Genomic DNA, 24,666 nt, shown 5'->3' on the forward strand with positions numbered 1-24,666 from the left:
CCTCCTCCTAATCCCTTAAATTTCGTCCTGTAAGCTTTAAGAAAACCATCTCTAAATTTCCTTCTTCGCTTTTCATATGTTTAATTTTAAGTCCCATATCAGTTGCTTTTAAGATAATCTTATCTAAATTTTCTATGGTTTTTATACTTGTAATCTCTATTAAATCTTTATTAGAATAAACTTTTTTAACTCCCTCTATAGAGTAAAAGCAATCTAAATCATCTTCTAATATCCTATCTACATATAACTTGTAAACTCTTTGCTCTTTCAAGCTTTCCTTCAACTGTTCTTTTGTACCTTCTGCTATTTTCTTTCCCTTATCCATTATTATGATTCTATCTGAAATTTCTTCTACTTCTTCCATGTAGTGAGTTGTATATATTATTGTAGTTCCCTTATCTCTTAATTTTTTTATAGATTCTAATATATGGCTTCTTGATTGCGGATCTATACCAACTGTAGGTTCGTCCATAATTAATATCTTAGGCTTATGAGCAATGGCACAAGCAATATTAAGTCTTCTCTTCATACCTCCTGAGAAGGTCTTAGGCTTTTTATTTTCATGCTCAAGAAGAGACACAAATTCTAAAGCTTCTTTTACTTTTTCTTTAAGTTCTCTTCCTTTAAGTCCATATAATGAAGTAAAAAATTCTACATTTCTGTAAGCTGATATATCTTCAAATATAGCTAAATCTTGAGGAACCATACCAATTTGACCTCTTATCCATTTTCTATTACCTTCTACTGGTTTATTAAAAAATTTTATATCTCCGCTATCTTCCTTTAGTATTGTAGATAGTATGTTTATGGTAGTACTTTTTCCTGCACCATTAGGTCCTAATAATCCTAATATCTCTCCTTCATAAACCTCAAAATCAAATCCATCCACAGCTTTACTATCCTTATAATATTTTTTTAAATCTTTAACCTCTATAATTCTATTCATAAATATCACTCCTCTCTTTTATAATAAGATTTTTAACCATAAAAAAAATCAACCCATAGGTTGATTTATAAGGTTGATATTTAAAGTTTTAATTATTTAATTTATGGTATTATCTATACCAGTATCTTTAAGCTAGGTTTTAAAGATATAAAAATTTCTCTTCTCACTTCTATATTTCATAAAGCTTATAATTTATTTTATATTATTATTCCAAAGGTAATTCTATCATAAAGCAAATTTTTCCCTCTTCTACCTTATAAGTTATATATCCATTATTCTTTTTCGCTAATTCTCTGCATATAAATAGACCCAATCCAGAACTTATTTGGGTATGGTCTCCATAATTATACTTAGTAAAAGGTTCTAATAAATTTTCTTTAATTTCCTTTGGAATAGGAAGGCATTTATTTTCTATAATAATATAAATGTTATTTTCACATTTACACTGAATATTTATTCGTCCGTCTTCACTATATTTGATTCCATTATCTATTAAATTCACAAGAATAGTTCTTATATCTTCTTTTACAGAAAAAATCACAACATCATCACTCTTTAAGTTAATATCTATTTTTTGTTTTTCAAACACAAGCTCAAATTCATATATAATTTGAGTTAATAATTCTTTAATATTAAAGTTTTGAGCTGTGTATCTCTTTCTCTCTTTACCTCTTGCCACCACCAACATATTTTGAACCATTGTATGCATCCTTTTAGATTCAGCTATAATTCTATTATAAGCTCTTTCCGTTACCTCTTTGTCCATTTCTCCCTTTTGAAGTAGCTGAGTATATCCTATAATTGCAGTAACAGGGGTTTTCATCTCATGGGTTGCATAGTTAAAAAAATTTCTCGATGATTTTTCTAACTGCTCTATCTTTTTCTTTTCTAACTGCAAACATTCCATTTGTGCCTCTATTTGATCTTGCATTCTATTAAAATGATGAATTAAACTTGCTACCTCATCATTACTCTTTGTTTCTAATCTATTAGAAAAATCTCCTTGTTCTACAAAAGTCATACCTGTTGCTAAGGTGTTTAAGGGCTTTGTTGTTTTCTTTAACCAAAAATATATAATTAAGATCATTGCTATAAATAATAAGCTTTGAATAAATACAATCTTTGTCATAAGATTAATAGAACCTTTATACTCACTTAAATAATCTTTTTGAAATACTAGCGTTCCTACATAATTGTCCCCTACATACATAGGATAGGCATAAGTAGCATAAAACACTGTTTTTTCATTATGTATATATAATAATGATGATTTTCTATCGCTATCTATCATTATCTTTTCTGTATATTTTTCATCTAGTAACTTCCCAGTGAATTGTTTATAATTATTCCTATCATCATTTATCGAAGCGTATATATCATATTGTTTATTAATATTATTTAAGATTGGCCATAATTCACTTTTATTATTAAAACTAATTGTATCATTACTTATAAGGTATTGTGTTTTCATTTCAGAAAAGGTAATAGTTCTTATCTTATCCATATCATTTGTTATAAAAGTCTGTAAATTCTTTTCAAATATTCCCCATATTATGATGTTTATTATAATCAATACACTTAAGCTAGCTATTATAACACCTATAGTGATTTTCCCTCTAATAGTTTTTAACATTTTATTTACCTCATTACATAACCAATTCCAAATACTGTTTCTATAAGAGTATCTCCAGGCATTTCTAGCTTGGCCCTAATTCTCCTAATATGAACATCTACTGTTCGAGTATCTCCAAAATATTCATATCCCCATACTTTATCTAAAAGCTCTTCCCTTGAAAATACTCTATTTCTATGGGTAATTAAATAAAAAAAGAGAGCATTTTCCTTTCTTTTTAACTCTATTTCTTCTCCATTTTTAAATACTCTTTTTCCTATCAAATCTACAGTAACATCTTCTCCTAGGTCTAAGGTCTGTTCTGAAGAAAAATGTTTTTCTTTTTCTAAACTTCTAAATAATACTTTTACTCTAACTATAACTTCTTTTATTTCAAATGGCTTTGCTATATAATCATCTGCTCCTAGTTCTAATCCAACAATTTTATCAAAAATATTATCCCTTGCAGTAATCATAATCACTAAATATTCCCTTGATATTTTCTTACAGATCTCAAACCCATCCATATCAGGCAGCATAAGATCTAATAATACAAGATCCGGTCTAAAGCTTTCTATTATATCTAAAGCACTTTTACCATCAAATACACTTTTAACTTCGTAGCCTTCATCTTTTAAAGCAATTGTTAAAACATCATTAATTGAATATTCATCTTCTACCACCAATATTTTTTTACCCATTATACTCACCCTAATCTCTAAAATAGCTTAAATCCTTAAAAATTAAGGATTAATAATGAAGAATGAAGAATTTAGGAAAAATTCACTAAAGGTGAATTTATTAAAATAAAGTTTATTTCAAGAAAACTCCAAAGGCTTTGGTCGTGGAGTTTTAACCATAATTCTTCATCTTTCATTCTTAATTTTTCATTCATAGAAATAAATTTTTGTTATGGAAATTAAAATCATGCATAAGTTAAATTTTCGTTAAGGAACCCTATATAACATCACTATATAATTTGAAATTGACTATAATTTTAATTTACTATTTAATAAATTATTTCAATATTTTGTATATACAAAAATTATATATTAAAACCTTGATTCTATCAATGTTCTCCACATCATATTGAGATAAAGCTCATAGACTTCTAATATTTAATTGTGTATTTTTTATATACAATATCTTTTGTTTTTACTGTGTCATCTTCAAATTTAGTTAAATGCCTAGCCAAAAATAATTCTGTTCCATCTTCACTTAATTCAATATATACCTCGGGAGATGACGTTTCACCTTCACCTTCAGTTTTCTCTTTATATATAACATTTAGCTCATCATTTCTTATTTCCTTAATATATCTATTTATAGGAATTATAGACTCCATGTTTTTTTCATTTTGCTTAAACTCTTCTATGTCTAGCATATTATTTCCTATATATTTTGCCCACATATTGATGCCATCTGGTACTTCAAATAATACTCTATATTGATTAGTCTTAAAATTGAACTTACTGATAGAAATGGTCCTATAAAGTGGACGATATAAATATGGTCCCTGCTCATTTATATATTCATCTTGAAAAATCAGCATTTCATCACTATTTATCATTACTCCACTTACATTATCTATTTTATCTTTTTTATTTGTGCCAATATACTTATCTAAATTAATATATGATTCAAAAAAAGCATTTTCTTTTTCTAATTTCAATTTATAAATTTTAAAATCCTTATTTATCCACACTAAGGATTGTAGTGAATCTACATAATTAAGAGTGTTAAGACATCCATTTTTTTCATATTCTTTATCATGAACATCATAGAGTTTCTTACTTTTCATATCATATAAGTATAGCTTTTCTTTATTAGATGCCGTTGTTATATAAATCTCTACATAGTTTTCATTATTTGAATTAAGTCTAATATGGCACGCACTATCATACCCGCTACGTTCTTTCAATTCACTTATTATCTTTGTCAGTTCAGGAATTTCCTTAATTTTATCTTCCTTTTTATAATCTATGCTAAATACTTTATCATTTTCAAACAATTTGAATCCTAGCATTTTAGCTCTCCATATAAAATTAAAAGCTTCCTTTGAAGTTTCTATTAAATTATTATCATCATCTACTTTATATAAATACTCTTTCATATATCCTGCTATTGGATGAGCTGCTGTAGCTTTATCTGATCTTGATATTATTCCACGTCCTTTATCGATAGTTCCATAAACTTCCCCTTCATGATAAAAAGCTGGTTCAAAATAATCTCCTTCATCTAATTTTAAATTTATCTTTTCTACTGTTACTTTTGGATTATTATTTTTTTCCCCTAGTTTTTGATCTCTTACATCGCTTTCAAGGACTATTCTTTTAACACTTTCCTCACTTTTCCCACCACAGCCAATTAACTGCGTGGTTAAACTTAAAATCATAACTACATATATCATCTTTTTATTCATGCCTCTCCCCCCTAGTTTTATATTATCAAAAGGTTTTTACAAACTAACTTTAACTTGTTTCCAAATTGTAAAATCCCCCAATTTTTTCATAAAAATATCCTAGAATACTTGTATTTTAAGTATTCTAGGATTAACAAAATTTATTATACTTTCACTTAAATGTGGGGATATTTTCTTAGTTACTCATATTTTCAAACTTACATGCAAATAATCTATATCTTAAGGCTTTATCTAAAATGCATAAGAATTTTATAATATCGGCAATCTGTATAATCTTATTTATTCTTTAATCCAATAACTTCTGCAGTCATTAGACCTACTTAGAAAGCCGTATTCAATTAGTGCTCTTCTTATAGTTGCAAAATCATCATATACTGCCTTTAATATTTCATTTATTTCTTTTTCTGAATAAATTACACTACTTTCAAATTTTTTCGTTATTTCTTCTAAAACTATAATTTTTTTCTTTTCTCTTGATGGATAACTTTTTAATACCCCATTTTTATCCATATAATTTTCTATAACCTGTACCTTTTCCTCATCAGTTATATTAAATCTATCGTCTAAGGTAGTTGCTGTTTTATGGGCATCACATATAGTTCCTTTATCAAGGTTATTTATCTTTTTGTTAGTACTTTGAGCTAATAAATCCATAATAGCTAAATATAATTTTGCCTGTTTTTCTTTTTCCCTTAGTTTATAACGATGATTTCTTATAGTAGAGGTGGCAACGCCTAACTTATTAGATATTTCTTTATCTGATAATCCCTGTGAAAAGAGATTTATTATTTCTCTTTGTGCCTCTGAAATTCCAGTAAAGCTTGAATTCATATTTAATAAATATTGTAGCATTGAATTATGTTTCTGTCCTATATGAATTTCAGCAGCTTTCTTTGCTTCATAAAACTCCGAATCAATTTTATATATTTTACCAATGGTAAAATTTTCTCCGCAAATTAAACATTTAATATTATCATCACTTTGAATATATCCATTTTTTATATCATCTATTGTTGCATTCCAAAACTCTTCATTATTTTTTATTTCTTCGTCACTCTTATTCATCAATGTATTCTCCTTCTCTCCAATATTTTGAACCATCTTTTTCTCTAAATAATAGTTTATAATTTATTAATCCTCTTCTAAGTAGAAAATAGTCTTCAAATGTATGCCACTCATTAATTATGCTATTAACTTCTTTCTCAGTATAAAAATAATTATATTTAAATTTGCTAGCAAGATAACTTAGAATTTCAACCTTTAGGTCTTTTTTAGCAGGCCAAATTTTTATTCTACCTTTATCATCAAGAAATCTTTCTATATTCCCCATAATATACATCTCCTAATTCCATAATTAATATATTTATTCCAATAAATATCATTTACAAGTATAATTATATAATCATTTTTGTATTTTGTCTATTTATTTATAGATAAAACTAATTTATGTTTATATACTCATATTCAATATGTTAACTATCATATTGAAGTGATGCTACTTAATTGTTAGTAATTCTCTTATTTAATTAAATATATCAAAGGTGCTTAAAATTCATAATATGTATTAAGATTAATTTTGAAAGGAGATATATAATGTATTTAACAGGTGGAATTGTTCGTAGAAATAATCCCCTATATTTAGAAGCTAGTAGAGATTTGAATCTAGCTTTTAGAAAATTTCCTTGCGTTATAGTTTTCTGTTTTTCTGAAGCAGATGTCATAAATGCATTAAAATATGCAATCTCAGAATGCATTCCATTTAGAATTAGAAGTGGAAGACATGATTATCAGGCAAATTCAAATGTAAATAGAGGACTCGTAATAGATATTAGTAATATTAATTATACTTTTATCGATAGAATAAATAATACTGCTAAGCTTGGCGGTGGAATAACAAATGGAAAAATGTACTCTGACTTAATAAGCAAAGGTTATACTATCCCTGCTGGAACATGTAAAGATACAGGTCTCTGTGGCCTAACTACTTGTGGTGGTGTAGGATTTGCATCAAGGTTACTAGGACTTTCTTGTGATAATTTATTAGAAGTAGAATTAATAAATTATGAACGTAAGAAAATAGTTGCAAATGAATGTTGTAATGATAATTTATTTTGGGCTGTAAGAGGTGGACTTGCCTCAAATTTTGGGGTAGTAGTTTCATTAACTTATAAAATTACTCCCGTATGCAATGTTTCAACTTATGTTATAACTTGGAACAGCAAATACTTTATTGATGTAGTAGAGCTTTGGCAAGAGCTAACCCCTCATGCTGATGTTAGATTAACAACTACTGTAGTTTATGAAAAAGACCACTGTGGTGATATCCTATTATCATCACAAGGACAGTTTTTTGGAAGCACAGAAGAATTAGAATGTATAATAAGGCCACTTATAAACGTTGCTCCAACAGAATCTGTAGAAATAGAATGTGTTCCATATAGAGAAGCTATAGAGATGTGGAATATTGGATGCCCTACCCCTCAAAAATTTAAAGCAACAGGCTCTTTTATATATGATCCACTTAATAGATGTATATTAGAATCTTTAGAAGATGAAATGATAAATTCTCCTAATAATTATAGCCGATTCTATGAGTTTATAGGGCTTAATGGAAATGTAAGTGACATTGATCCAAATGACACTGCCTTTGTTCATAGAGACTCATTATATTTATTAGAAATAAAATCTATATGGACTTCAGAGAGATTTAGAGAGGCTAATATTGATTGGACAAACGATGTTAAAGCTCTATTAGATCCCGTTGGAGTAGGCACCTATAGAGGTTTTACTGATTTTGATATTATAGATTGGCAAAATCAATATTATGGAGATAACTATCTAAGGCTTAGAGGAGTTAAAACTGAATATGATCCTTTTAATATATTTAAATTCCCACAATCAATAGAACCTTTTAATATTTAAATTTAAGGTAAAAGCATTAATTATTTATTAAATAATCAACAATCTTCATATTATTTAGTTAATATATCCACAGAAATGTGGATAAGTTATACAAATTATAATAAAGACTTTAAAATAAAAATATCCTAGAATACTTATGTTATTAGTATTCTAGGATTAATAAAATTTATATTATTTCTATTTACATATTTAATGGTTTCCTCACTGCTCCATTTCTGAGCCCATATATATTATGTCACTTTTGGTAATGACATGTTTATAACATATGATAATCTACAAAATTCAAATAGTAATGGTTAAAAACTAATATGATTAGCTTTATGAGGCAGTCTTCCTATAGTACTTAGGTACAATTCTATAATTCTATAAATTTTTCAATATCTTTCTCTATGATTTTTAATGCATTTCTCCAAAAATCTATAGAGTGAACATCTATATCCATTACTTTTGCAATATCAACAATGTTATTTTTGCTTGTTTGGCTTAAAAATATATTATATTTTTCTCAAAGTTCTTTTTTTCTTTTATATATTCAGCATAAAGACCTTTTGAAAATAGAATACCAAAAAAATATGGAAAATTTAAATATTCATTACCAACCATAAAATATCCAACCTTATTCATCCACATATATGGATGAATAGTCTCCTCTTTAATACTATTACCATAAGAAGCTTTCATAGAATTTATCATTAATTTATTCAGCTCTTCAACAGATAATGCCCCTAATTTTCTTTGCTCAAAAAACTTATTTTCAAATAGATATCTTCCATAAAAATCTACTATATAATAAGCAGCATCAGAAATACTTCTTTCTAATACTTCTATACTTTGACTACTTGGCAATATATTTAATAATTCATTACTTACTATAGTTTCACAAAAAATTGAGGCGGTTTCCGCAATAGGAATAGGATATTCAGTATTTAGCATCTCTTCATTATAAAGCTTAGAACTATGATATGCATGCCCAATTTCATGAGCTAGTATACTAACATCAATATATTTACCATTGAAACTAGTCATTATTCTGCTCTCTTTCATTGGAAAAATGTCTACGGATAATCCATAATTGCCCTTATTTATTCGTGGCTCTGCGTCAATCCATCTATTTTCAAAAGCATTTCTTGCAAAATAAGCAAGTTGTTCACTAAAATTTTTAAAACTATCTATAATCAAATTTTTAGCATCATTATAAGAAATTTTCACATTGTTATCACCTACAGGTGCGTAAATATCATAAAAAGGAAGATTGTCTTTATGTCCTAGCAATTCTGCTTTTTTATAAAAATATTTATGAAACATTGGAAGACTTTCTTTTATAGCCGTGGTCATAGCACTCAATGTTTGAAAGTCCATTCTTGATTGTAATAAAACTTTTTCTAAAGGTGATTTATATCCTCTAATTTCATATACATTAAGGGCTTCACCGCCAATTGAGTTTATGCACTTAGCACAAATTTGTGATATGCTTTTACACAAATCATTTTCTGCATAATAAGCGGTCTTTCTCAAAAAAGTATCTTTTTCATATGCCATATTTCTAAGTTCTCCAAGTGTCACCTTCTCTTCTACACCATCAATAGTAATGTCTACTGTTGCAGTACTTATTGTCTCCATATAAAGTTTTTGCCAAGCCCGAGAACCTGATATTTGCATTTTAGCAAAAATTAATTCTTCTTTTTCATTTAACAGATACTTTGATTTTCTTAAAAGCTCTAAAAGATAGAATTTGTGTTCTAGAAGATATGGTGACGCACTTATTATTTCATCCAAATTTGTAATATTACTAAGCCATCTACTAAATGTTACAAAAATTTTAGTAAGTTCTAAATTCTTACATTCAATATCATCCGAGATATTCATCACTTCAATATTTTCAAAATCCATATTCACAATTAAATATAAATAGGAAGATAATTTTGAATATATTTTCTTATATTCATTATTGAGCTTTAAAAACTCTTCAATTTTAAAAGAAGAGCTTTCGTCCTCTTTCCAATGCCTTATATCTAATTTATTTATAGAAGCTATATAGATATTAAGCTGCTCCATGTCTTTTTTAAATTTTTCACAACTAAAAGAAGTGTAGATATTATCTAAATTCCACGTTAAATCCATTAATAAACATCTCCTTATAAAAGCCATTATCAATTTTTATTTGTGAATTTTAAAAAGATCTACATATTTTTATCACTCCTTAAAGCTTTATTTAAGATATAATTAATGGATAAACTTATAATTTTTAATACTTATATAATACAAATTGTCATTTTATTAATATTACCATATTTTACATAGCAAGATAAGCCACTTATTATTAATTTATATTCATTAATTTATCTAATACATTATTTTTATATTAAAGCTCTTCTATACAAATACTATCAGATTGCATGTTACACCATGCTTTTGTATAATATATTTCATATAATCCTTTTTATCTTTTCTATATTATTTAATTATCAAGTGTATTATATAAATTTAAAGAATATAAGGAGGAAAAGATTATGTCATCTAATTTAAGTAAAAGTGCTGAAAAAGTTCAAATTGTACTTAATAAATTTGGATTTGAGCTTAATGTAATTGAACTATCTGATTCTACTCGTACTGCACAAGAGGCAGCAGATACAATAGGTTGTGATGTAAGTCAAATAGCCAAATCTTTAATTTTCAAAGGGAAAACCTCTCAAAATCCTATATTAATAGTAGCAAGCGGTACTAATAGAGTAAATGAAAAGGCAATTAAAGGAAATTTAAGAGAAAAACTAGAAAAAGCAGATGCAGATTTTGTACTAGCTCATACAGGCTTTGCCATAGGAGGCATCCCACCAATTGGACACAAAACCTCTATTACTACTTTAATTGATGAGGATTTAATGCAATATGAGGAAATATGGGCTGCTGTTGGAACACCACATGCTGTTTTTAAACTTACTCCAAAAATTCTAACAGAAATAACAAATGGAGATATAATATCTATAAAATAAACTAAAGCCACAAAATGCTTATGTATGTTTTGTGGCTTTAGTTTATATAAAACTCTATATTTATATAAATTTTAATCAACAATTTTCATATTTCTCAATCAATATATCCACAAAAATGTGGATAAGTTGCATATAATAATTTTTTTTAGATAGGATTATTATATTAAATATATGTAAGGGTCTATTTGAATATATGTCGAAACATTCTTTAGAAACTGTAATCCAAAGGCTGATGTTAATACATTTATTACTTTTGGTATCATCGGCTATTCCTTTGTTCTTATTTAAATTTAGTCAATTTACTCCTTACCTGCGAATAGCAAGTTACTACAGTATACTTGCATTAGGTTTACTTATTCTAGTTGCACTATCTAGTAAATTTTGGGATAAAGTCTTTGCTGTAACGTTAATTATTTTAAAAATTATTAATAAATGGTATTAATAATAACATTTATACCTCTCAAAGATATTTAAAATTTTTTTTTAAATATCTCATTTCCAAGCTTCTACTAAGAGAGAAGCTATTTTTTTTAATTCTGAAGGAGTAAAAGAAGCATATCCTACTACAACTGTTTTTGTATCAGGAATTTTTTTAATATAATAATCTGACAAAGCATAAACTCCAACATCTTTATTCTTTGCACTTTCAATAAGCTGAGCTTCATTCATGCCATTATTTACTTGTAAAAGAAGGTGCATACCCGCATCTTCTCCACTTATAGAAATCATATGACTTAAGGTCATTAATCCCTCTAAAAATGCATCTCTACGGCTCTTATATATTTTTCTCATACGATTCAAGTGGCGCTCATAGTAGCCACCTTGTATAAAAGCTCTTAAGGTATGCTGCTCAAACTCCGAAACTGTACAGGAATAAAACATAAGCTGCTCTCTGTAATGTAACAGTAATTTTTTAGGTAGCACCATATATCCGATACGTAAAGAAGGAGCAAGGGTTTTAGCAAAAGTATTCAAATAAATTACCTTATCATTATGATCCAAACTTTGCAGAGTTGGAATAGGTTTTAGCACAAATCGGTATTCACTATCATAATCATCTTCTATAATATATCTTTCATCACTTTGTGAAGCCCATTGCAAAAGCTGCCTTCTGCGATTAATACTCATTATCGTTCCAAGTGGAAAATGATGTGATGGAGTCACATGCACAACATCAGCAGGAGTATTTTTAAGTTCATCAATGCACATTCCTTCTTTATCCATTGGAATTGAATGCATATTTACTTTACGACTTTGTAGAATACGAGAGGTTTTATAATATCCTGGGTCTTCCACTGCAAAAGCATGATTTGGAAGCATTTCTGTTATAAGGCCCAGTAAATATTCTGAACCTGCACCTAAAACTATTTGTTCTGCTGATACATTCATGTTACGGAATTCTTGAAGGTATTTTGCTATTACATTGCGCAATTCAATATCACCTTGAGGATGTACAGGTTTAAGCAAAGAGTCACCTTGGTTGTTAAGGCATTCACGCATTAGCCTTGTCCAGACTGAAAAAGGAAAGTTACTAGTATCTACAGTATTTGTTTTTAAATCAAACTTTACATCATTAGGAGATTGAATTTCATGTTTTACTTCCCATTCAACTTTTGATTTTATTTTAGGTATAAATTCAACTTGTTGAACATAGTACCCTTTTTTTTCTACAGCATTAATATACCCTTCTGCTTTAAGTTGATTATATGCATTTTCAACAGTAACTTGGCTAACTTGCAAATGTGAAGAAAATGCTCTTTTAGAAGGAAGTTTTTCACCTGATTTTAAGGAACCCCCTTCAATCATATGTCTTATATGCATATAAAGCTGTTCATAAAGAGGCTCTTCTTTTTTATCATTAAATATTACTGTAATCATAGCATAACTCCTATCTGGCATTATTAAATAATTGAATTCTGGTTATTGAAGGCATATCAGATGTATTATATTATTATTTCAAGAAAATTGTCAAGATTATGGAGGTTTTAACATGGGTCAGGAAAGATATGAATTAAATAAAAACTTAGCACAAATGCTAAAAGGTGGAGTAATTATGGATGTAACTACACCAGAACAAGCAAAGATAGCAGAAGCTGCTGGAGCATGCTCCGTTATGGCACTAGAACGTATTCCTGCAGATATTAGAGCAGCTGGAGGGGTTTCCCGCATGAGCAATCCTGCTATGATTAGAAGTATTCAAGAAGCTGTTTCTATTCCAGTTATGGCAAAAGTTCGTATTGGACATTTTGCAGAAGCTCAAATTTTACAGGCTATTGAAGTTGACTATATAGATGAAAGTGAAGTTTTATCTCCAGCAGATGATACTTATCATATTGATAAAAAACAATTTAACGTTCCTTTTGTGTGTGGAGCAAAAGACTTAGGCGAAGCACTACGCCGCATTAATGAAGGTGCATCTATGATACGTACTAAAGGCGAGCCGGGAACAGGAGATATTATACAAGCAGTACGTCACATGAGAAAAATTATGAGTGATATCCGTGCTATTGCTTCAAAAAGAGATGATGAATTATATGTAGTTGCAAAGGAATTAGCAGTTCCTTATGAATTAGTTAAATATGTTCATGAAAATGGGAAATTACCGGTTGTTAATTTTGCCGCTGGTGGTATTGCAACTCCAGCAGATGCAGCATTGATGATGCAACTTGGTGCTGAAGGTGTATTTGTTGGTTCTGGTATATTTAAATCTGGTGATCCTGAAAAACGTGCTGCTGCTATAGTGCAGGCAGTTACAAACTATAAAGATGCTGATTTAATAGCTAAACTATCTGAAAATCTTGGTGAAGCTATGGTTGGAATTAACGAACAAGAAATAGAATTACTAATGGCGGAGCGTGGACAATGAGGATAGGTGTTTTATGTCTACAAGGAGCATTCATTGAGCATATCAAAATTTTACGTCAATTAGGTGTAGAATGCTGTGAAATTAGACAACTTAAAGATTTCACAGAGGACTTAAGCGGATTAATTCTACCTGGTGGTGAAAGCACAGTTATTGGTAAATTATTAAGTGAGCTTAATTTATTAGAACCCATACAGTCTGCAATAAATAAAGGAGTACCTGTGTTTGGTACTTGTGCAGGACTTATCTTATTATCTAAAGATATAGGTGGTAATAGTACAACATATCTTAGTTCTATGGATACTACTGTGAAAAGAAATGGTTATGGACGACAACTTGGAAGTTTTACGACAGTTTCAGAATTTAAAGGCATTGGACAAATTCCTATGGTTTTTATCCGTGCTCCTTATATCATCTCCTGTAAAGATACTATAGATATATTAGCTGAGATAGATGGAAAGATTGTAGCTGCAAGACAAGATAATATGTTAGTTACTGCTTTTCATCCCGAACTAACTGATGATATGCAAGTTCATAAATACTTTTTAAACATGATATCTGAAAGTAATTACATTTAAAAAGCTTAAGCATAATATAAATTATAATATACATTACTTTATCTATAAACTCTTATAGATAAATAAAAAGCATGAAGGATATAGGTGTTTTTTTTAATTTCCTTCATGCTTTATAAGTTAATCTCTTATACTTTTTATCATTTCGTAATACCCGCGTTTATAAGTATTGTAATATGTTTCAATCTGTTCTGGAGAATATGCTTCTAGGGCAAGTAATACTTCTTTGGTAAACTCAAGATAGCCTGTACCATTTGCAGTGATTAGCTTACCATCCCTTACCGCTTGTTGTTCTAAATAATTCTTTTCTCCTAGATACTTAGTTTCAGAAATTGTTTTTAATACTTCAAGGGTATTACTTGTATGTTTATTGGCATTTAAAAATCCATTTACACCAAGAAAAACTGTAGTATCACAGATGGCAGCTAAAACCAGATTTTTTGATAGAGTCGTTTCAATGAGTGGTATTATTTGTTTTGCTTCCTCTGTATGCCAAGAATGATTGGCACCAACTAAAACAAGTGCAGAATACTCTTCTGGAAGACTATTAATATCATAGTCTGGAAAGGTATAGAAGCCGCCAAAAGACTGTATTGGTGCTTTTGTTAAACCCAGTGTTTTCACACAATATTTTGTAGGACCATCTTGAATTCCTCCGTGCAGAGCTGGTGCAAGAAATCCACTTTCCCAGTCCGCATACTCATTTAACAGCACAAAAATTACTTCTTTTTTATTCAATTCAATCTCTCCTTTTTTCTTATCATAGCAGAATTAATATGATAGACTGTCGTCAAATTAATTCTAAATTAATCTATTATGCTAGCTAATTTACATTATATCTGAATAATTACATTTAAATCATTGAATTCCTTCTATCTCTAAATCTAATCTTTTAAAAAAGTCATCCATTAATTTTAATCGTTCAATACCAATTTCTTTTGCTTTTTTAGTATGTAGCTTTTCTGGAATTTTCTTAAACTTTACTTCATACTCAATAAAAGGTGAATGCTTTGAAACATCTTTTAGTCTTCCATTATCTGAAGTATTTGTATCTATTGGATTCTTTACTGATAAGCTTTGTCCAAATTGCCCTGCAAGCATAAAACAGCGAGCAATTCCAATTGAACCAAGTGCATCAAGTTTATCTGCATCAAAAAGTATTTTAGCTTCTATTGTTTTAGGTCTATTATCAGTTCTAAATCTGTGTGTAATAATGCAGTGCTTTATCTTTTCAATTTTATCTTCTTCATATTTTAAATTTCTTAATATATCCTCTGCCATTTCGCTTCCCAATATAGCATGGTCAATTTCTCCTGATTTATCTTTACTCTCTTTAACTCTAGCAATATCATGTAGTAATACTGCTGGAATAAGAACTTCTAGGTCTACATTTTCCTCGTATTTTGATAAAAACATACATAGATTATACACTCTAAGTACATGATCAAGGTTGTGTGCCGAACATGACAATTCCTTTTCTACAATTTCTCTAATCCTTTTATGTCTTATATCCATATCTATCCCCCATTAATAGTTAATTTTATTTATTATGATTTTATCAAACATATGTTCGCAATTCAATATGTTTTTCAAAATTTGGATGAATATGAATATTATATATTTTAAAAAGATATCATTTTAACTCTAAAATTTACCAATAAATTAAGCCTTGGTTTCCCAAGGCTTAATTGTTTATTACTTTTTACTATTTTTAACTTCAGTCCATATATCGTCGAATAATCTTGTAGCTTCTCCTACATCTTTAATAAGTTCATTACCTTCTACTGCCTCTCTTGGTGGATAAACAGCTATGTCATTTAACTTACCTGGATCAATTAGAGGATAAGCTGCTTGATTTGGGTTTGCATAAGGGAACTCTTCTGATACTTGAGCACTAATTTCTGGTCTATAAATGAAGTTTATAAATTCCTCTGCTAATTTTTTGTTTTTAGCCTTTGCTGGTATAACAAAGTTATCATACTGTGGAACTACCCCTTCTTTTGTTAGAACTGTTTCTAAATTAGGATTCTCAAGTTTGGCAAGATATGCTTCTGTACCCCATACATATCCTATTGAAGCTTCTCCATTTATTAATAAGGTTTTTGGCGATTCACTATCAAAAGCTTTTACATTTGGCATTAGCTTTATTAGATCTTCCTTCGCCTTTTTAAGTTCTTCAGGGTTTGTAGTGTTTATAGAATATCCATTCTTTTGAAGCGCCATACCTACAATAACTCTTGGGTCATCTAAGATAACCATAGAATTTTTAAAATCACTATCCCATAATCCATCAAAGGATGTAATTTCTTTTGATATCTTGCTTCTATCCACTACTATATAATTGCCTCCCCACATATAAGGTAGACTATATTTATTATTAGGATCAAACCCTAAATCTAATACATTTTTATCTATGTTCACAAGATTAGGTACATTAGCCTTATCTATTTCTTGAATTAGTTTTTGCTTAATCATTATCTCAATAGCATAGTCACTAGTAACTACTAGGTCATAAGGTATATTTCCGCCCATAAGCTTTGCAAGCATTTCTTCATTTGAAGAAAAAGTAGCGTAATTAACCTTTACGTTGTATTCTTTTTCAAACTGTTCTACAACTGATTGAGGTAAGAATTCAGACCAGTTAAATAGATTTAATACTTCTTTTTCAGTTTGTCCTACATTTCCGAACATAACAAATCCTGCTCCAAATACCATTAGCGAAACTACTACTGCTGATAATGCTTTTTTAATCTTCTTGTTTTTAAGAGCATTTTTTCTTATACCTTCAGCAATAAGTACCATACTTAAAGTAAATACCATCATCACTGTTGATAGAGCATTTATTTCCGGAGTAACACCAAACTTAACCATTGAAAATATCTTAAGTGGCAGTGTATTACTATCTGGTCCAGAAGCAAAAAAGCTTATAATAACATCATCTAATGATAAAGTGAAGGCAAGCAATCCTCCTGCTATAATCCCTGGTGATATTACTGGCAATGTAACCTTAGTTAAGGTCTGCCAAGGTGTAGCACCAAGATCTAGTGCAGCCTCTTCTAAAGCAATATCAAATCCGTCTAATCTTGCTCTAACCACTATAATAACATAAGCAATACAAAACGTTATATGCGCAAGTATTAAAGTTAATAATCCTGCTTCTAAATTAAGTAAGGAAAAAAAGGCAAGCATTGATATACCCATAACTATTTCTGGAATAACTACTGGAATATATAATAATCCTTCCATAACCTTTTTTCCCTTAAACTTATATCTATACATACCAATAGCAGCTAATGTACCTATAACTACTGCAAAAAAAGTACTCACAAAGGCTATAATTAAACTATTTTTTAGCGCCTCTAATATTTGAGCATTATTTAATAAACTTCTATACCAATCTAGTGTAAATCCCGACCATGTAGCATTTAATTTTGATTTATTAAAAGAAAATACTACTAAAACTAAAATTGGTAAATATAAAAATCCATATACTAAAGCTGCATATATTTTACTTAACAGATTTTTTTTCTTATCCATTAACTACTAACCTCCTCTGTGCCCTTTTTCGGTGTAGTTCCTTTAAAGTAAAGGCCAATAGCTATGAGCATTAGTATTATTACAATTACTGCTATAGCTGAACCAAATGGCCAGTCTCTGGAGGTTAGGAACTGATTTTTAATCAGGTTAGAAATAAGCATCGTCTTACTTCCACCCATTAAATCTGATATAAAGAAATAACCTAATGTTGGTATAAATACAAGCATACATCCTGCTACAATACCAGGCATAGTTAAAGGTAGAGTTATTTCTTTAAAAGTTTTATATGGTGAAGCACCAAGATCATTGGCAGCTTCTATATAACTCATATCTAATTTTTCTATAGAAGTGTAAATAGGAAGCACCATAAATGGTAGCATTATATAAAGCATTCCTATAAGCACAGCACCATCTGTATAAAGCATTTGTATTGGATTGGAAATAAGTCCAAATCTCATTAAATAGGTATTAATTACCCCTTCCGTTCTTAATAATATTATCCATGCATAGGTACGAACTAAAGAATTAGTCCAAAATGGAAGTATAACTAAAAGTAATAGAAGTCCTCTATATTTTTTATTAGCTCTTCCTATAAAATATGCAAATGGATATCCTATAATCAAACATCCTACAGTGGTACTAATAGAAATAATTAATGTCTTGATTAATATTTGTCCGTATATAGGAGATAATAATCTTTTATAATTGTCCAATGTAAAAGGTAACTGGATATCTCCATATTCACCTCTTGATAGAAAGCTAACTATTAGCACAAGAAGTAATGGAACAATAAAAAATGTAATTAACCATATGGCGACTGGACCTATGGTTTTAAATATTGGGGCAGACTTTAAAAATCTTCTCTTAAAACCCTCTTGACTTTCTAATGAAGCATTTTTATTTTCTGTCCTACGCAATAGCTTTCCAAGAAAGTTTGAAAAAGCCTTGCTAAGTTTACCCCACATTATTGTACCACCACTGCGTGTTTAGGATTCCATGTGGCAAACACGTATGGTTTATTATGGGCATCTAAGGAGTATACGTCACTTATAGGTTCTGATACAACGAACTCCATGCCATTTTTAGTAACAACAACGGTTTTAATAACCGAACCATTATAAATTCTCTCTTTAACATTTACCTTTATTCCAACCATTCCAATATCAACATTATTTGAAAGTTTAATTCTTTCTGGTCTAATTGCAAGACAAATTTCCTGTGCCATAGAAATCGGAGAATCACTTATTAGTATTTCTTCTCCAGCATCTTTATTTATAAGATATCTGTCTTCACCTTTTTCTAAAATTGTGCCTTCAAATAAATTAGTTTCACCAATAAAGTTTGCAACAAACTTAGTTCTTGGTTTTTCATAGATTTCTGCTGGAGTGCCAACATGTTCTATAACACCTTTATTCATAACTACAATCCTATCAGACATAGTTAATGCCTCTTCTTGATCGTGAGTTACATAAATAAATGTAATACCTAATTTCCTTTGAAGCTGTTTTAGCTCTAATTGCATTTGTTTTCTAAGTTTTAAGTCTAATGCTCCTAAAGGTTCATCTAATAAAAGCACTTTTGGATTATTTATAACTGCTCTTGCTATAGCAACCCTTTGCTTTTGCCCACCTGAAAGCTCATTTGGCATTCTATTTTCATAACCTTCAAGCTGAACCATTTTTAACATTTCACTTACTCTTGCTTTAATTTGGCTTTCTGATACATTTTTAACTTTTAAGCCAAAAGCTACATTTTCAAAAATATTCATATGAGGAAATAATGCATAACTTTGGAATACTGTGTTAACACATCTTTTGTATGCAGGTACTTTTGATACGTCTTCTTCATCTATAAAGATAGAACCTATACTTGGATCTTCAAATCCTGCTATCATTCTTAATGTTGTTGTTTTACCACACCCACTGGGACCTAAAATTGTTAAAAATTCTCCCTTCCTAATATCTAGAGAAACCTCTTTAACTGCTAAGGAATCACTTCCTACGAATCTTTTGCTAATACCTTCTAATTGAACCATTACGTCAATCAAGAAAATCACCCCTACCTTATATTGTTTGTTTATGTAAATTTAAAATTACTAACTTTATATAATTCACAATTTTAATTGCAAATCATCAATTTCCTTAAATCATGTTTTATAAAAATAAAAAACCCCTTGCATAAAAATTGCAGGGGTGTAGATTTCATAAGTATTTATCTCTTTGATAAAACTAGCTGTCTTTGTATATGGATTATAAATTACTTTATAAATTTAGGACAAACTCCAAAGCGTTAACCAACGTTATCTTAATATTGTTTAAACTACTTCTTTATTAAGATACTGTTGCTCCTATTTTCTCCATTAACCCCTCTTCTTTATTTATTTTAAATAATTGGTTTTTACTACTTATCGACTTATCCGTACTCATAATATCCCTCTTATCTCAAAATAAAATTCTTAATATTTATCTCTTAAATTTATAAAATGATAACCTATATAATAAAGCTATCAGCTTAGATTATACCAAAGCTATCAAGAAAATTCTACAATTTATTTATATTTATTTAATGTAAATTTAGACAATTGATTTACTTAACAATTATCTGATTAAGTCAAGTGATTTATAATATTATATTCTAGTATCTCTATAAATTTCATGTTTTTTATAAATACATAAAAATATCCCCCAAATTCAATTGAAGGACATTTTTAATATCTCAAATTTAAACGCTATAAATTATTTAACTACCCTAAAAAAGTTACCTAAAAAATATTAGGTATTTGGCAGGGGCAGCAGGACTCGAACCCGCAACCAATGGTTTTGGAGACCACTACTCTACCAATTGAGCCATACCCCTATAACGAAGATTATTTTATCATATTTTAGTATATATTGTCAATATAAATATGGTTCAGTATCTTTATATTTTAAAACAATTTACAACTTAATTTAATCCACAGTTCACAATGTAAAACTTAACTTAATTCACAATTCACAATTCAAAATTCACAATTGTGGATATTTCTCAGCAGAAGCTGAGAAATTTAGAATTAATTCTTAATTCCTATAATTTCTTCATAGTACTAGTTAAATTTATTAGTATTGCCCAAACTATACTGCACCTCAGTGGAACCCTTTCAGGGATTCACTACTGTCCCCCAGAGGTGGAGAGCCGGGAATTGTATTGCTAGTAAAAAAATTAATTTCAACATTAACTGCAAATTGTAAATCAAATAAGGAAGAAACTTCTATAAGATGAATTACAAATTGAATAGTTCTAATTTAAAACAATAAAAAGTACCAGCTTTTTGATGTATACATTAATTTTAAATTGGCATATCTATATATGTATATAAATATTAATATTTTAAAATAATGATTTATTTTTTGACATTATTTAATAATATGATACAATCTATTATTAAATATAAAAAAATTCAATATTGTTAGGAGTGAATACTATGGGAAATATCGCAGCATTTTTTGATATTGATGGAACAATATATAGAGAAGGTTTGATAACAGAAGTTTTTAAAAAGATAATAAAATATGAATTAGTAGAAGAAAAAAAATGGTATAGTGAAGTTAGACCATCTTTTATTAAATGGGATAAAAGACAAGGTGATTACGATACTTATTTGTTAAAAATGGTAGATATATATATAGAAGCTATAAAAGGTATAAGTAAAAATCATATAGATTACATTGCAAAAAAAGTAATAGAACAAAAAGGGGATAGAGTATATACATTTTCAAGAGAGAGAATAAGATGGCATAAAGAACAAGGTCATATAGTTATTGCTATATCTGGTTCTCCAATTGAGCTTGTAAGAGAGATGTCAAACAAATACAATATGGATGATTATAGAGGCTCAATATACTTGCTAGATGAAAATGAAACTTATACAGGTGACATAATACCTATGTGGGATTCTGAAAGTAAAGAAAAAGCATTGATGGAATTGAAAGAAAAATATAATATAGATCTTGAAAGAAGTTATGCATATGGTGATACATCTGGTGATTTTACTATGTTTAAGTCTGTAGGAATACCTTACTGTATAAATCCTACTAAGGAGCTTTTAACAAAAGTTATGGAGGATGAAGAAGTAAAGGATAAAATAAAAGTTATAGTTGAGAGAAAAGATGTAACTTATAACTTAAATATAGATAATATACAATTTTTATAATATTTTTAAAAAACTTTCTAGAGAATTTATCTGAGGTTTTGTTTTCACAAACCTAAAAGGCTTAAAAACTAGTAATGCTAAATGCTCAGCTACTAAGCCTTATAGGATTGTTCTACTTAACTCAGCTTCTTCTCTATATCTTAACTAAAATAACAATCAGTGAATACTACATTAAATTGAGTATTCGCTTTTTTAAAATATTAATTCTATTTTCTATTTCTTTAATTCTAGTAGCAAATCTTTCATGTAATTTAGGAATAATCTTATTTTCTCGCTCATCCTTTAGTAAAACTTTAAAAGTCATACAATAAATTTAAATTAATTCAAAAAACATTATTGGTTCACTAATTTTCTTCCTAATAAAAATATCCATGCTATATTTACAGCTAAACTAAAAACTAAAATCTTTCCATTTATATAGTTATTTCTTATTATTTCTAAACTATAATAATTAGGTATTATATAGGTTAGAAATTTTATTTTACTATCTATAAAATAATTTATTGCAGGTATAAACAATATAAAACTACAAAGCTTAGTTAATGTTAATCCTTGAAGTTTATTTTCTCCAAAAGCTCCCATAAAAATTGTAGTTATAGGTGCTAAAAGTGAGGTTAGAAATACTATTATAAAAATATTAATCATTCTAGCTTTTATTAAATTTGTAGTTATGAATAATATTAAGTTCATTATAAAACTAATGGCAAAAGGCATTGATAATCTGTATATTAAGTAATTTATTCTTTTAAGGGGTGTTACAGAAAAATATATTATTAAATTTTGATCTTTTTCATCTAATAATATTAATCCTACAAGTACTCCTATAAGAAAAGGTGTCATTATTAATGCCATCCACAGTATAAGAGCATAGTAATTGCTTAAAGACATTCTAAACTTACTCTCTATAAATTTAATTCCTATTGTACAAAATATAATTAATAATAATGGACAAGTAAAAGAAATTAAATACATAGGATCTTTATATATGTTTTTTAAATCTTCCTTTATTAAAATTAATAATTTTTTCATGTTTTCACCTACCCTAAACAAACTTATCTTTTAGAGTTATTTCTGCTAAATAATATAATACCATCATCCAAATTATAGAGATTAGAAAATATATAATATTAATTTCACTTCTATAAATAGCTCCTTCAATTAAGGCTATGGCTATATAAGTAGGAAATAGATTGAAAGGTCTAAAGCTTGTAACTTTAAAATAATTTAAAAGTGGAATTGCTATTAATATACCTACCAGTGTTGCTATTAAAAAATAGTGATTTAAAGTTTTTGAATACATCCCTGTTATTAATCCTATTAATGTAAAAATTATTGAGCTTACTACAACTACACTTGTTAATAAAATTATATTGAATTCTATTCCTTTAACTGTAAAAGTAATAATTAAGCTTACTATGACTGAAATAAGGCTTAAGGATATACATTTTGATATTATATACTCCTGTAATGTTAGTGGAGTTATAGATAACACTAAAGGTATACCTTGATTCCTCTCTAATAACACCATAGCTCCTACAAAGAAAAACCCTAAAAAAGTAGGATCTGAAAAAATTAAAAATATTAATGCCCTATTGGTGAAATTATTAGGTATTAATTGAAGGGCTAACATATAAATAGTAGAAATAAACCCATATACGAAATAAATGCCATTTTTATACTGAGACATAATATCATATTTTATGCTGTGTAAAATTCTCATACTAGAATCCTCCCTGTAACCTCTCTAAAAATTTCTTCTAAGGACGCTTCTAATGTATAAATCTTTTCCACTTCTTTATCGTTAATAATATGAATGAATTCCTTGTTTTCTCCTAAACACTTTAAGTTAAAATCCTTTTGCAGAATACCATTTTCTTTATATTCGACTCTAATTTTCTTATCTCCATATTTAAGCTTTAAATCTCTTGGGTTATCTATAAGTTTAATTTCACCATCTACTATAAATGCAACCCTATCACATATTTTTTCTGCAATGCTCATATTATGAGTAGTTAAAATTGTAGTTTTTCCTTCATGTTTTTTCTTTAGAATAATATCCTCAATCACCTTAGAATTATTTGGATCAAGGCCTGAAGTAGGCTCATCTAAAAATAATAATTCAGGATCATTTAAAAGTGCTCTACAAAAATTTAGTCTCATCTTCATACCCTTTGATAATTCTTCAACCTTTTTATGTCTATGACTTTCTAAGCCCACTATTTTTAGCAATTCTAAAATATTAGTGCAACTATTCTTATAAAGTTTATTAAAAAATTCTAAGTTTTCTATAGCGGTTAATTTCATATATAAATTAGGAAGCTCAAATCCTACTCCAATTTTCTCATAATATTCTCCATTACAATTTTTCACTTCTTGATTCATTACCTTAACAGTTCCTCTATAGTTTTTCATAAGTCCTAGAAGAATCTTTTGGACCGTACTTTTTCCTGCTCCTGATGGACCTAAAAATCCAAAAATTTCACCTCTTTTAATGTTAAAATTCATATTTCTGATACTGTCTTCTTTGCTACTTTTATATCGAAAATTTAAATTCTTAGCTTCTATCATAAACTTCCCTCCACAATAAAAGTCAATTGTTCGTTTTTGTTT

The 24,666-nt window shown here is 28.5% G+C and carries 22 protein-coding genes and 1 tRNA gene; 5 read left to right on the forward strand and 18 right to left on the reverse strand.

Annotated elements, in window-relative coordinates; genetic code table 11:
* Positions 1 to 7: 7 nt before the first annotated feature.
* The 6 genes from ACWPW7_RS00690 to ACWPW7_RS00715 form a co-directional block, all read right to left on the reverse strand.
* Positions 8 to 946, reverse strand: a complete 939-nt coding sequence (locus tag ACWPW7_RS00690; protein ID WP_454051989.1) for an ABC transporter ATP-binding protein — start codon at positions 944 to 946, stop codon at positions 8 to 10.
* A 205-nt stretch (positions 947 to 1,151) separates the two neighbouring features.
* On the reverse strand, positions 1,152 to 2,579 hold the full coding sequence (locus ACWPW7_RS00695) for a sensor histidine kinase (RefSeq protein WP_454051990.1): 1,428 nt from the start codon (positions 2,577 to 2,579) through the stop codon (positions 1,152 to 1,154).
* 5 nt (positions 2,580 to 2,584) lie between these two features.
* Entirely contained in the window at positions 2,585 to 3,259 is a 675-nt protein-coding gene (locus ACWPW7_RS00700) for a response regulator transcription factor (protein ID WP_454051991.1), read from the reverse strand.
* Between the two features lie 410 nt (positions 3,260 to 3,669).
* Positions 3,670 to 4,980: a hypothetical protein gene (locus tag ACWPW7_RS00705; RefSeq protein ID WP_454051992.1), complete on the reverse strand. Its 1,311-nt coding sequence runs from the start codon at positions 4,978 to 4,980 to the stop codon at positions 3,670 to 3,672.
* A 279-nt stretch (positions 4,981 to 5,259) separates the two neighbouring features.
* Positions 5,260 to 6,045 carry a DUF2087 domain-containing protein gene (locus ACWPW7_RS00710; protein WP_454051993.1) on the reverse strand — a complete coding sequence of 262 codons (786 nt, stop codon included), beginning with the start codon at positions 6,043 to 6,045 and terminating at the stop codon, positions 5,260 to 5,262.
* Positions 6,038 to 6,310, reverse strand: a complete 273-nt coding sequence (locus ACWPW7_RS00715; RefSeq protein WP_454051994.1) for a DUF2087 domain-containing protein — start codon at positions 6,308 to 6,310, stop codon at positions 6,038 to 6,040. Before ACWPW7_RS00715 ends, ACWPW7_RS00710 begins: the two co-directional genes overlap by 8 nt.
* Positions 6,311 to 6,573: 263 nt before the next feature.
* Here ACWPW7_RS00715 and ACWPW7_RS00720 point away from each other — a divergent pair, with 263 nt between their 5' ends.
* Complete coding sequence (locus ACWPW7_RS00720) at positions 6,574 to 7,902, forward strand: FAD-binding oxidoreductase (RefSeq protein WP_454051995.1); 1,329 nt, start codon at positions 6,574 to 6,576, stop codon at positions 7,900 to 7,902.
* A gap of 483 nt (positions 7,903 to 8,385) precedes the next feature.
* Here ACWPW7_RS00720 and ACWPW7_RS00725 read toward each other — a convergent pair whose 3' ends face one another.
* Entirely contained in the window at positions 8,386 to 10,023 is a 1,638-nt protein-coding gene (locus ACWPW7_RS00725; RefSeq protein WP_454051996.1) for a M3 family oligoendopeptidase, read from the reverse strand.
* Positions 10,024 to 10,412: 389 nt separating this feature from the next.
* Between ACWPW7_RS00725 and ACWPW7_RS00730 the strand changes: the two genes are divergently transcribed.
* Positions 10,413 to 10,892 (forward strand): YbaK/EbsC family protein, encoded by a 480-nt coding sequence (locus tag ACWPW7_RS00730; protein ID WP_454051997.1) that lies wholly within the window; start codon positions 10,413 to 10,415, stop codon positions 10,890 to 10,892.
* A gap of 492 nt (positions 10,893 to 11,384) precedes the next feature.
* On the opposite strand, the gene pdxR is transcribed toward ACWPW7_RS00730, so the two are convergent.
* Positions 11,385 to 12,770: a MocR-like pyridoxine biosynthesis transcription factor PdxR gene (gene pdxR, locus ACWPW7_RS00735; RefSeq protein ID WP_454051998.1), complete on the reverse strand. Its 1,386-nt coding sequence runs from the start codon at positions 12,768 to 12,770 to the stop codon at positions 11,385 to 11,387.
* 112 nt (positions 12,771 to 12,882) lie between these two features.
* Here pdxR and pdxS point away from each other — a divergent pair, with 112 nt between their 5' ends.
* Both pdxS and pdxT read left to right on the forward strand, forming a co-directional pair.
* The gene (gene pdxS, locus ACWPW7_RS00740; protein ID WP_454051999.1) at positions 12,883 to 13,758 is read left to right on the forward strand and encodes a pyridoxal 5'-phosphate synthase lyase subunit PdxS; all 876 of its coding nucleotides are present in this window, start codon (positions 12,883 to 12,885) and stop codon (positions 13,756 to 13,758) included.
* Positions 13,755 to 14,333, forward strand: coding sequence for a pyridoxal 5'-phosphate synthase glutaminase subunit PdxT (gene pdxT, locus ACWPW7_RS00745; protein ID WP_454052000.1), 579 nt, complete (start codon positions 13,755 to 13,757; stop codon positions 14,331 to 14,333). The genes pdxS and pdxT overlap by 4 nt, the downstream gene beginning before the upstream one ends.
* 117 nt (positions 14,334 to 14,450) lie before the next feature.
* Here pdxT and ACWPW7_RS00750 read toward each other — a convergent pair whose 3' ends face one another.
* The 6 genes from ACWPW7_RS00750 to ACWPW7_RS00775 form a co-directional block, all read right to left on the reverse strand.
* Entirely contained in the window at positions 14,451 to 15,068 is a 618-nt protein-coding gene (locus tag ACWPW7_RS00750; RefSeq protein ID WP_454052001.1) for a DJ-1/PfpI family protein, read from the reverse strand.
* Positions 15,069 to 15,188: 120 nt separating this feature from the next.
* Positions 15,189 to 15,845 (reverse strand): HD domain-containing protein, encoded by a 657-nt coding sequence (locus ACWPW7_RS00755; protein ID WP_454052002.1) that lies wholly within the window; start codon positions 15,843 to 15,845, stop codon positions 15,189 to 15,191.
* Between the two features lie 180 nt (positions 15,846 to 16,025).
* Positions 16,026 to 17,867, reverse strand: a complete 1,842-nt coding sequence (locus tag ACWPW7_RS00760; RefSeq protein WP_454052003.1) for an extracellular solute-binding protein — start codon at positions 17,865 to 17,867, stop codon at positions 16,026 to 16,028.
* A complete protein-coding gene (locus tag ACWPW7_RS00765; RefSeq protein ID WP_454052004.1) occupies positions 17,867 to 18,832 on the reverse strand; it encodes an ABC transporter permease in 966 nt (321 codons plus the stop codon). The genes ACWPW7_RS00760 and ACWPW7_RS00765 overlap by 1 nt, the downstream gene beginning before the upstream one ends.
* The gene (locus ACWPW7_RS00770) at positions 18,832 to 19,914 is read right to left on the reverse strand and encodes an ABC transporter ATP-binding protein (protein WP_454052005.1); all 1,083 of its coding nucleotides are present in this window, start codon (positions 19,912 to 19,914) and stop codon (positions 18,832 to 18,834) included. Before ACWPW7_RS00770 ends, ACWPW7_RS00765 begins: the two co-directional genes overlap by 1 nt.
* Positions 19,915 to 20,647: 733 nt before the next feature.
* Positions 20,648 to 20,723: transfer RNA gene (locus ACWPW7_RS00775), tRNA-Trp, on the reverse strand.
* A gap of 604 nt (positions 20,724 to 21,327) precedes the next feature.
* Between ACWPW7_RS00775 and ACWPW7_RS00780 the strand changes: the two genes are divergently transcribed.
* On the forward strand, positions 21,328 to 22,056 hold the full coding sequence (locus tag ACWPW7_RS00780) for an HAD-IB family hydrolase (RefSeq protein ID WP_291567294.1): 729 nt from the start codon (positions 21,328 to 21,330) through the stop codon (positions 22,054 to 22,056).
* Positions 22,057 to 22,222: 166 nt separating this feature from the next.
* Here the strand turns inward: ACWPW7_RS00780 and ACWPW7_RS00785 are convergent, their stop codons facing one another.
* From ACWPW7_RS00785 to ACWPW7_RS00800, 4 genes are read right to left on the reverse strand one after another with little or no spacing between them, the layout of a single operon-like run.
* Entirely contained in the window at positions 22,223 to 22,360 is a 138-nt protein-coding gene (locus ACWPW7_RS00785; protein ID WP_454052006.1) for a hypothetical protein, read from the reverse strand.
* Positions 22,361 to 22,389: 29 nt separating this feature from the next.
* Positions 22,390 to 23,085, reverse strand: coding sequence for a hypothetical protein (locus ACWPW7_RS00790; RefSeq protein WP_454052007.1), 696 nt, complete (start codon positions 23,083 to 23,085; stop codon positions 22,390 to 22,392).
* A gap of 13 nt (positions 23,086 to 23,098) precedes the next feature.
* Positions 23,099 to 23,776 (reverse strand): fluoroquinolone export ABC transporter permease subunit, encoded by a 678-nt coding sequence (locus tag ACWPW7_RS00795; RefSeq protein ID WP_454052008.1) that lies wholly within the window; start codon positions 23,774 to 23,776, stop codon positions 23,099 to 23,101.
* Entirely contained in the window at positions 23,773 to 24,624 is an 852-nt protein-coding gene (locus ACWPW7_RS00800; protein WP_454052009.1) for an ABC transporter ATP-binding protein, read from the reverse strand. Before ACWPW7_RS00800 ends, ACWPW7_RS00795 begins: the two co-directional genes overlap by 4 nt.
* Positions 24,625 to 24,666: the final 42 nt, after the last annotated feature.

The sequence above is a fragment of the Clostridium sp. Marseille-Q7071 genome (genome assembly GCF_965112025.1).